Genomic DNA, 2,376 nt, shown 5'->3' with positions numbered 1-2,376 from the left:
CCCCTCACCCCGCGCCCCGGCGGGGCCTCCTCCCGGAGCGGTACGGAAACCCTTTGCGGCGGGGGTTGACGGCCGCCGGGAGGGCCGTTAACGTGCTCATGAATTCGATATCACGAATATCGTTCGCAATATCGAACAATCCTTTTGTGGCGGCGCCGCAAAGGGTAGTTCCTTTCGCCCTCCCGGCCTCCCCCGTGGGCGATTCGAAGTGACACCCGCTTTCACTCCGGCATGAAGACGTAAATTTTCGCAGTCCTTGAGCGCGCCCACGAATGGGAGCGCTCCCAAGCACGACGTGAAACGATTCGGAAGCAGGTCCCGGAAACCCGGACGGCACGGATCGACGCCGACGTTCAGGAGGGGAAGAAATGACGCCGCACCACCATGAACCCATGATCCCGGGGCCGGGTCTCCACAGCCGAAGGGCCCTTCTGGCGACCTTGGGGGCGGTGCCCGTCCTCATGGCCGCGACACCGGCCTCGGCCGACCCCGGGGCACCATCCACGGCCTCGGCGACCGACGTGCTCGTCGATCCCTCGGCGGAGCGGCAGACGATCCGGGGCTTCGGCGGCATGAACCACACGAGCTGGATCGGGGACCTCACCCCCGCCCAGCGGGACACGGCCTTCGGCAACGGCGACGGGCAGTTGGGGTTCTCCGTGCTGAGGATCCCCATTCCCGAGGATCGGGCGCACTGGAGTCGGGAGGTGGCCACGGCGAGGCGCGCGATCGAGCACGGGGCGATCGTGTTCGCGTCGCCGTGGAACCCACCCGCCCACATGGTCGAGACCTTCGTCCGCGGCAACCAGTCCAACGCCAGGCGCCTGCGACACGACATGTACGGCGCCTACGCGCGGCACCTCGACGACTTCAACGGGTTCATGAGGGACAACGGGGTGAACCTGTACGCGCTCTCCGTGCAGAACGAACCCGACTACGCGCACGACTGGACGTGGTGGACCCCGGCCGAGATGGTTCGTTTCCTGCGGGAGAACGCCGGCTCGATCGGGACCCGGGTGATCGCCCCGGAGTCCTTCCAGTACGTGAAGAGTTTCTCGGACCCGATCCTCAACGATCCCGCCGCACTCGCCAACATGGATATTCTCGGCGCCCACCTCTACGGGACGCCGTACGGAAACTTCCCCTACCCCCTCTTCCGGGAAAAGGGCCGGGGCAAAGAACTCTGGATGACCGAGGTCTACCACCCCAACAGCAGTGATTCGGCGGACCTCTGGCCCCAGGCGCTCGATGTGGGGCAACACATCCACCACTCCATGGTGGACGCCGGGTTCCAGACGTACGTGTGGTGGTACATCCGCCGAAGCTACGGTCCGATGCGGGAGGACGGGCGGATCAGCAAGCGCGGCGCCAACATGGCGCACTTCTCGAGGTTCGTCCGACCGGGATACGTGCGGGTCGACGCGACCTCCTCCCCACAGGCGAACGTGTACACCTCCGCGTACAAGGGGGGCTCCCGGATCGTCGTCGTGGCCATCAACAAGGGGACGACGTCGGTGAGTCAGCGGTTCACCCTGGCGGGCGGCACCGTGTCCGGTGTCTCGTCGTGGTTGACGGACGCGAGCAGGAACCTCGCTCCCCGGGACGGGGTCGGCTTCTCCGGCGACTCCTTCACCGGCGAGCTCCCCGCCCGGAGCGTGACGACCTTCGTGGCCGAGGTCGCCGGGTCCTCTTCCGGGATCGACCCGAACGCCTGGTACGTCCTGGTGAACCGCAACAGCGGCAAGGCGTTGGACGTGTACAACCTGGCCACCGGTGACGGCGCTCGGATCACCCAGTGGTCCCGCAACGACGGGGCCTGGCAGCAGTGGCGGTTCGTGGCTTCCGACGGGGGCCACCACCGGCTCCGGTCCAGGCACTCGGGGAAGGTGCTCGATGTCCACAACTGGTCCACCTCGGACGGTGCGGAGATCGTGCAGTGGACGGACCACAACGCCGCCAACCAGCAGTTCCGCGCGGTCGAGTCGGCGGACGGTCACGTGCGCTTGATCAACCGTCACAGCGGCAAGGCGCTGGAGGTGCAGGGCGGCGCCGTCCATGACGGGGCGAACATCGTCCAGTACTCCGATTGGGGTGGGAGCAACCAGCAGTGGCGCCTGGTCCGCGTCGGCTGACACGGGCACCGACCGCCGATGTCGTGCTCCCGTCGCGCCCGCCGGGTGACGGGAGCCGCGCCGGTACGGGATCGCATGACGGGGATCATGCCGGGCGGGGAGAACGCGGAGCGTGCATGTGATGTCTCCGTTGCGTGAAGGCGTCCGTTCCGGGACATGGGGGAGCCCGTCGCGGCGGGATGGACGTCTCCGGGGGCCCTCTCGCCGTCGCCGGCCGGAAGGGGGCCGGCGCCCCCCTTCCCCG

At 67.8% G+C, this 2,376-nt stretch carries 1 pseudogene; it reads left to right on the top strand.

What is annotated here, in order from left to right:
* Nucleotides 1-1,568: 1,568 nt before the first annotated feature.
* Nucleotides 1,569-2,129 (top strand): annotated as a pseudogene (locus FNQ90_RS27610) (RICIN domain-containing protein); the annotation flags it as partial.
* Between the last annotated feature and the right edge of the window lie 247 nt (nucleotides 2,130-2,376).

It is taken from the genome of Streptomyces alkaliphilus (assembly GCF_014141535.1).
Classification (GTDB): Bacteria; Actinomycetota; Actinomycetes; order Streptomycetales; family Streptomycetaceae; genus Streptomyces; species Streptomyces alkaliphilus.
This window is presented reverse-complemented; position numbering and strand designations above follow the sequence as displayed.